This is a genomic window from bacterium, assembly GCA_020440705.1.
Taxonomy (GTDB): Bacteria; Krumholzibacteriota; Krumholzibacteriia; order LZORAL124-64-63; family LZORAL124-64-63; genus JAGRNP01.
In genome coordinates, this window is the sequence record JAGRNP010000160.1 from 1 (window position 1) to 6,741 (window position 6,741).

Sequence of the window (6,741 nt, forward strand, 5' to 3'; positions counted from 1 at the left end):
GCGGCGCGGGCGCAGCAGCCGCGCGAAGGCCGCCAGGGCCAGGCCCGTGGTCGCGCTCCCGAGCAGGAGCTGGGTGCGGGGCACGTTGCCCACGGCGGCGTCGCAAACCCGCACCGCCCCGACCCAGAGGGGGTAGCCCGGCGGATGGGGCCGGTGGCCCGCGAGGTCGAAATCCCGTGTGCCGAGGGCGAGCTGGGCCGCGTCCCAGTCGTAGGACCACTCGGACAGGGCCGCGAGGTTCGGCGCCAGCACCAGGGCGGCGGCGACGAGGGCCCAGACGAGTTCGGCCCGCGCGGGGCGATCCCTAGCGACTTCCGGTGGCGGGGCGTGGGGAGCGGGCATGGCACTTTCCGGGTCGGGGGGCGGTGGCGTCGGGACCGCGCCGATACTAGCCCACGCCGGACCCGCTGCCTACCGCGGGAGCGCCCGGCCGGTCCAAATAGGGACTGCTTTTTCGGGCGTTCGCGCCTAACCTGTGACCGCCGGGGCAACGGAGGCCCCGGATCCCGCACCAACGAAAGCAGAGCGCATGAGCCCGACGACGGTCACCCCCTATCCCGACGCACCCGACCTCCTGGCCCCCAGCGACCTCGCGCCGGGGCTGCACACCGCCCGGCTGGGCAACGGCCTGCGGGTCGTGATCCGCGAGGACCGCCGCACCCCCGTCGCCGTGTGCAACGTGTGGGTGCGGGTGGGCAGCAACCGGGAGCCCGAGGCGCTGCGGGGCTGGTCGCACGGCATCGAGCACATGCTGTTCAAGGGCACGGCGCGGCGGGGCGAGGGCGACTTCGCCCTCGAGGTGGCGGCGGCCGGGGGCGCGACCAACGCCGGCACGGGCTACGAGACGACCAACTACCACATCACGGTGCCGGCCGAGAACATCGCCGTGGCGGTGGACATCCTCGCCGACGCCCTCTTCCACTCCCGCTTCGAGCCGGCGAGCCTCGACGCCGAGCGCAAGGTGCTCGTGCACGAGAACCACATGTACGACGACATCCCGTTCGGCTTCGGCGTCACCTGGCGCTGGGGCTGCGAACTCGCCTTCGACCACAGCCCCTATCGGCACCCCATCGGGGGCCGCGACGAGAACCTGCTCGAGCGCGACCGGGCCGACATCATCGATTTCTGGCGCTCGGCCTACCGCCCGGACAACATGACCCTCGTGGTGGTCGGCGACGTGGACGCCGCCGCGACCTTCGCCCTCGTGCGCGAGCACTTCGGGCAGGTCGGTCCGGAACGCTTCGCCGACGCCCTGGCCAGCCCCCAGGCACTCGTGGCCGAGCCGCCGGTCGAGCCCCTCCACCAAGGGCCCCGTCTGCGCATCGAGCACGGCGACATCAAGAAGGCCTACGCCAAGCTGATCTTCCCCGGTCCCGGCGAGCGCGAGGGCCTCGACCCGGTGCAGAGCGTGGTGCGGCGCGTCCTGTCGGACGGGCGCAGCTGCCGCCTTTACCGGCGCGTGCAGGAGGAGCGCGGCCTCGTCGACGAGATCGTCCTGGCCGGCGAGAACGGTCCGCGCGAGGGGCTGATCCTGGTCGACATGGAGACCGGTCCGGACCGGCTCGCCGCGGCGATCCGGGCCGCCGCGACCGAACTGGCGTTGCTGGCGGCCGAAGGCTGCACCACCGAGGAGCTGGCGCGGGCCATCACGCGGGTCTCGCGGGCCCACGTGATGGGCGCCGAGACCGTGCAGGGCCAGGCCGCCAACCTCGGGCGCAGCGACGTGAACGACGACCTCGCCGGGGCCTACTCGTTCCCGGCCGAAGTCGCCGCCGTCACGGCCGACGACGTGGCCCGGTTCTGCCGCCGCTACTTCGCCCTGTCGGGCCTGAGCGTGGTGGTCTACCTGCCGGACGGCACCGACGCCGCCGCCTGCGGCATCCCCACCGATGCCGCCCACCTGCAGCGCTTCCTGGCCGACGTCCTGCCCGCCGCACCCGGCGAACCGGTGACCCCGCCGGCCCGGCCCGTGCCGGTCGGCGGCACCGCCCGCGGCGACGCGCGTGCGGGAGGCGCACCCCGCTTCGAGACCCTGACCCTGGCCGGCGGTCTCGAAGTGTTCTGCCGCGTCGACCGGGCGCTGCCCCTGGTGACGCTCAGCCTGACCCGCCCGGGCGGCGCCACCGGCGAGACCGAGGACACGGCCGGCCTCTCCTCCCTGACCCAGGCCGTGCTCGTCAAGGGCGCCGGCGGCCGGGACGCCGAGGCCCTGCACGCCCTGCTGGAGGGCGAGGGCGCGTCGCTGAGTCCCGTCTCGGACCGCGACTACAGCGGCCTCGCCATGGCCGCGCTCCCGGATCGCCTCGACCTGCCCCTGGCCCTGCTGGCCGACACCATCGCCGCGCCGGCTTTCGCGCCCGACGAGATCGCCCAGGAGCAGCGTCTCGCGCGGGAGGAGCTCGCCGCCACCGAGGACAACCCCGTCCAGTCGGCGGTGGTGCGCCTGCGCCGCATGATGTACGGCGAGCACCCGTACGGCCGGCCGCTGGTGGGCACGCACGAGAGCATCGGCCGCCCCACCCGCGACGACCTGCTGGCGCGGCACCGCCGGGCCTGGGAGCGGGCGGGCCTGCAGGTCGTGGTCTCCGGCGACGTGGATCCCGACGACATCGGGGCGCGCCTGGAGGCCATCCTGAAGGACCTGCCCGCGGGTCGGGCCGAGCGCCCGGCCCCCGGACCGCTGACGGCGCCGGACGGGGTCGTGCACGAGCGGATCGTCCGGCGCCAGAACCAGGGCGTCGTGCTCGCGGCCTGGCCCGGCGCCGCCGATCCGGACACGGACCGGATCCCCCACATCCTGCTGCGCCATGTGCTGAACGGGCAGAGCGGGCGCCTCTTCGAGAGCCTGCGCAACCGGCAGAGCCTGTGCTACAACACCGGCACCGTGGGCACGTCCGGCTTCGGGCAGGGGTTCTTCCTGGGCTACGTGCTGACGGCGCCCGACACCATGGAGCAGGCCCGCGACGCCCTGGTGCGCGAGATCCGGGCCCTCGCCGACGCGGTGGTGCCCGCCGTCGAGTTCGAGCGGGTGCGGGCCGAGCTGCTGGGCAACATCCTGATCGGCGTCCAGTCGAACATGGCGCGCCTGGTGAAGGCCGGACGCGACCGGATCTACGGGCGGGACGCCAACAACGTCGACGAGGTGATCGCGGCCGTGCGGGCGTGTCCGGCCGTCGCGGTGCGCGACCTGGCGGGACGACTGTTCACGGACGAGTGCCGGTGGGAGGTCTTCCTCGGCCCCGAGTAGGCGCGGCGGCACCGACGACGAGGGCGGGCCCGTGGGGGCCCGCCCTTTTCTTCATCTCGTCCGTCTGCGCGGCGATCAGACCGTCTTGTAGCGGTCGGGCCCGTCGGTCATGTCGACCAGCACCGTCTGCTGCGTGAACACCGTGCGGTGGTCCACGTTCTCGGGCACGCGGTAGTGGTCGCCGGCCTGGTACAGGTTCGACTCGCCGTCGATCTCGATGATCATCTCGCCGCTGATGACCAGGCCCTTCTGTTCGGAATGGCTGTGGTCGGGAAAACTGACGCCCTCGTCGAAGACGAAGAACACCACCTGCTTCTCGTCGTTCTGCAGGGTGTAGCCGGTGACGCCGGCGACGGGAACTTCGACCTGGGGCAGGGAAAGGATCTCGGGGGGAAGGAGCTGATCAGCCCTCGGAGTCCTGGCTGCTTCCATACTGGGCCCTCCTGGATGAAGCGGACGGGGCAAACCCCGCGGGGACACGCAGTTCCCGCCGGGTCTTGACATTCTAACACAACCCGGACGATTGGCAACCGCGCTCTGACCGCCGCTGTTCAGTCGGCATCGCGCGGACCGTAGTCGGCGCCGCGCATGGGCAGGGCCGGGCCGCCGCGCACGACCTCGGCCGTGACGATGCGGCCGACGAGGCAGTCGTGGTCGCCGGTGGCGAAGCGGTCGACGATGCGGCACAGGTAGCGGGCGGCGCAGGCGTCGACCGCCGGCACCCCTCCCTCGAGGAGGGTGTGCGGCACGCCGTCCCACTTGGCCAGGTCGCGCCCCGAATGCAGGCCGAAGCGGCGCGCCACGTCGACCTGGTCCTCGTGGAGCACCGAGACGGTGAAGGCCGCGGCGTCGGCGAGCAGGGCGTGGGTGTGGCGCTCGCGGCCGATGGCGGCGATCAGCAGGGGCGGGTCGATGGAGACGCGCGTGACCCAGGCGGCGGTCAGGCCGCCCAGTTCGTCGCCGCGCCGCGCCCCGATGATCGTCACCGGGGCGGGCAGCAGGTGCAGGGCCTGGTCGAAGGGTGTGAAGGCGGCGCTCATCGGGCGAGACTAACCCGCCAGGGAGAACTCGGCAACCACGGGGTAGTGGTCCGACGGGAGCGCGCTCTCGCGGTGCTCGAGGTCGGCATAGTCGATGCGGTCGACCGAGTGGATCTCGAGCTTCGGCCGGAAGAACACGTAGTCGATGCGGCGGGGGCCGAGCAGGCTGTTGCTGACCCGGTCGCGCAGGCCGAGACCCCGGAAGGTGCCGCCGGCGTCCTCGTCGGCGTTGGCCGCGGCCCAGGCGTCGAACAGCGGCGCGAGGTCGCCGCCGAGGTCGGCCTCCATGGCGCGGATCTCGGCGCTGCCCGAGGTGGCGTTGAAGTCGCCCGTCAGGAAGACCGGCGTCTCCTCGCCCAGCTGCTCGAGCTTCCGGGAGACGAACTGGCGCAACTGCACCGCGCTCTTCAGGCGGTGCCAGGGGTTGACGGCCTCGAGGTGGGTCGTGCCGAAGACGAACCGCCGGCCCGTGCCGATCAGCTCGAAGGTGTTCCAGCTGACCAGCCGCGGGCGCGTGCCCAGGCTGTACTGGCTGGCGGGCACGTCCGGCGTGGCCGACAGCCATTCGGTCTCGCCCTCGAGGGGGCGCACGCGGTCCTTGCGGTAGAACGTGGCGCAGTACCAGCTGCGCTCGCTGTGGGCCTGGTCGCGGCCGAGGTTCCCCTCGCCCACGAACGCATAGCCGGGCAGCAGCGCGGCCAGGTCGCGCAGCTGCTGGAAGTTCGCCTCCTGGGTGCCGACCACGTCGGGCTGCAGGTTGGCGATGATCTTGGCGATGTTGCGGCGGCGCAGGCGCCAGGGGTGGCTGCGGCGCTTCTTGGTCGACGTCAGCAGGTTGAACTGCATCACGCGGAGCGTCTGGTCCTGATTCATGCTCATGCGGGCTTTCCGTTGTCCTGCAGGGGGATGTCGTCCTGGTCGGTCGGCTCTTCCTCACCTGTCGATTCGCGATTTCGCCTTCGTACGGCGCCGGGGGCGTCCGGGTTCCGGGCAATTTGCCTTTTTCGGTCCGGATTTCCCGCGATTGCTCTTCCGGGGGCAAATTCCGTTCCGGTTTCCCGGCGCGCCTCCTAGAACAGATCGAGCTGGGGCGGGGCATCCGGCAGGCGCAGGGCCCGCAGGACGAGATCCATCCAGCCGGTGCGGGTGTCGCCGGGCAGGGCGACGACGTCCAGGGCGAACTCCGCCAGCAGGCGATCGATGAGGCCATCGATGGCGGACTGGAACTCGACCGACGTGTCCCGCGTGCCGTCGAAGGACGGCGGGGCGATCACGGGCACCTTGACCAGCACGTCGTAGGTGCCCATCCAGTGCCGGATGAACGGCTCCAGCTCGGGCCGACGTCCCGCAGCGTGGACCATGTAGGCGTAGTTGTCGACCACGGCCCGGTCGCAGACGATGACGTCGAAGTCGGCGCTCAGCTCGATCTCGCGGCTGACCTGCGTGTGCAGGATCCAGTTCTGGGCCGCGTCGGTCGTCTCGCGGTTGATCGGCAGCGGGCACGAGCGGGCGACCTCCTTGACGAGGTCGACGCTCAGGTCGAGCCGCTTGAGGGCGGCCGCGAGCTCGTAGCAGAGGGTCGTCTTGCCGACCCCGTGGGTGCCGATGAACGCCAGCTTCATGGGCGCTAAGCTACGGTTCCGGGGCGGGAATGTCCAGATTCGCCTGCGCGGCCGGCGCCGGGGCGGCCCGAGGTTGAAAGGCGGCCACGGCGGGGTTAAGGTGGGCCCGGTCCGCGCGGCGCGCGCCGGACGTCGCCACACCTGGAGGAACGCCTTGTCCGACACGAAGATCAACTACTGGAAGGACGTCGACGGGGGTTTCCGGGGCAGCCTGCTGCTGCGGGCGGGCGCCGTCACGGTCGCGCTCGGCGCCGTGCTCAACCTGGCGGCCCTGCTCGTCGGGGGCGGGCCGGAGTCGCCCTCCCCCTCCGTGACCACGGTGGCCTGGCTGGTGTACATCGCCGCCCTGTGGCTGCTGGGGGCGGGCTTCGTCTGGGTGGGCGCCAACCCCTTCCTGACCCGCTTCGGTTTCGTCGTCGGCGCCCTGAATTTCCTGCAGGGCGGACTCCTGCTCGTCCTGCTCTTCACCAACCGGGGCGCGATGCTGCCGCCGGTGAGCCTGACGGTGGGCCGACTCCTGGCCACGCTGATCTTCGCCATCGTCGAGCGGGAGCACCTGGCGCGGCGCGTGTGGCGCACCGTCGCGGTGGTGGCCGCCCTCTCCCTCGTCAAGACGGTGCTGCGGATCGTCGGCTGGTGGCCCGATCTGGGCCTGCTGCTGGGGCAACTCGTCGACGCGGTCTTCCTGCTCGCGCTCGCCGCCGCCATGCTCCAGCTCGCCCTGTCGATCCGCGGCGAGGAGGATCGCTGGGCGCGCCAGATCTACGAGACCAGCAGCGCGGACTTCGGCGAGTTCAACAATCCGGAGCATGCCTGGAACAAGCCGGAGCCG

General features: G+C 72.1%; 7 protein-coding genes. 2 read left to right on the plus strand and 5 right to left on the minus strand.

Translation table 11 applies throughout. The annotated features are described in order from the left end of the window. A partial coding sequence (locus tag KDM41_16390) for a hypothetical protein (GenBank protein ID MCB1185008.1) occupies positions 1–342 on the minus strand: 342 nt, incomplete at its 3' end. A gap of 187 nt (positions 343–529) precedes the next feature. On the opposite strand from KDM41_16390, the gene KDM41_16395 reads away from it, so the two are divergent. Then, positions 530–3,247 (plus strand): insulinase family protein, encoded by a 2,718-nt coding sequence (locus tag KDM41_16395; GenBank protein MCB1185009.1) that lies wholly within the window; start codon positions 530–532, stop codon positions 3,245–3,247. A 75-nt stretch (positions 3,248–3,322) separates the two neighbouring features. Here the strand turns inward: KDM41_16395 and KDM41_16400 are convergent, their stop codons facing one another. The 4 genes from KDM41_16400 to KDM41_16415 all read right to left on the minus strand — a co-directional run bounded on the left by KDM41_16400 (position 3,323) and on the right by KDM41_16415 (position 5,909). Further along, positions 3,323–3,679, minus strand: a complete 357-nt coding sequence (locus KDM41_16400) for a cupin domain-containing protein (protein MCB1185010.1) — start codon at positions 3,677–3,679, stop codon at positions 3,323–3,325. Positions 3,680–3,798: 119 nt separating this feature from the next. Then, on the minus strand, positions 3,799–4,287 hold the full coding sequence (locus KDM41_16405) for a flavin reductase (protein MCB1185011.1): 489 nt from the start codon (positions 4,285–4,287) through the stop codon (positions 3,799–3,801). 9 nt (positions 4,288–4,296) lie between these two features. After that, the gene (locus tag KDM41_16410) at positions 4,297–5,166 is read right to left on the minus strand and encodes an endonuclease/exonuclease/phosphatase family protein (GenBank protein ID MCB1185012.1); all 870 of its coding nucleotides are present in this window, start codon (positions 5,164–5,166) and stop codon (positions 4,297–4,299) included. A 191-nt stretch (positions 5,167–5,357) separates the two neighbouring features. Continuing rightward, a complete protein-coding gene (locus KDM41_16415) occupies positions 5,358–5,909 on the minus strand; it encodes an ATP-binding protein (protein ID MCB1185013.1) in 552 nt (183 codons plus the stop codon). Between the two features lie 154 nt (positions 5,910–6,063). Between KDM41_16415 and KDM41_16420 the strand changes: the two genes are divergently transcribed. Then, positions 6,064–6,741, plus strand: a 678-nt coding sequence (locus KDM41_16420; protein ID MCB1185014.1) for a hypothetical protein, incomplete at its 3' end; no start/stop codon positions are given.